This is a genomic window from Psychrobacter sp. 1U2, from assembly GCF_051847575.1.
In genome coordinates, this window is record NZ_JBPYDC010001508.1 from 1 (window position 1) to 586 (window position 586).

The following is a 586-nucleotide window of genomic DNA, read 5'->3' on the forward strand; positions in this document are numbered from 1 at the left end:
AGTCGCCTACAACATAGGTATTACCTGTTGCAAAAAAGGTATTGCCAGCCGTACAGAGTAGTGTGTCGCCCGTATTTATCATAGCTTTCTACTTGTATATTTGTTTATATTCGGTAATGTTAATATATGATTTTAGCCGAATATAAGGTGAAATACCATAAGGTAGGGTACGATGAATACGTTTTGTAACGTAATTTTTTATGCTTCCATACAAAAAAGCAAGACAGTAGCTGCCTTGCTTTTTAGTTAACTTAGACCGTTCATTGAATCAACGAATTAATGTCCATACTTAGCACAAGAGGCTGGTAGCCAATAAAACTCAGTAGCGACGAATTCATCATCACGTAGACGACCTTCATAACTGTCGTCAAAGATGATCTTATATTGACACGTTTCGACTCTGTCATCAGTACTGTAAAATTTGAGGATATAATCCCATTCACGAGCGTTAAAGCCCTCACTAAAATGAGGGGTGCCAATTAGTTTATAGATTTCATCTTTAGTAGTACCCACCTTGATTTTGGCAACATCGTCCTGACTGACGATACTACCGCCTTTTTGCCACGCTTTGTTTGGATCTGGGAAC

1 protein-coding gene is annotated in these 586 nt (G+C 38.4%); it reads right to left on the reverse strand.

All coding sequences use genetic code 11. The annotated features are described in order from the left end of the window. Nucleotides 1–276: 276 nt before the first annotated feature. On the reverse strand, nt 277–586 hold a 310-nt coding region (locus ACS8FD_RS22885; RefSeq protein WP_439277547.1), incomplete at its 5' end, for an outer membrane protein assembly factor BamE.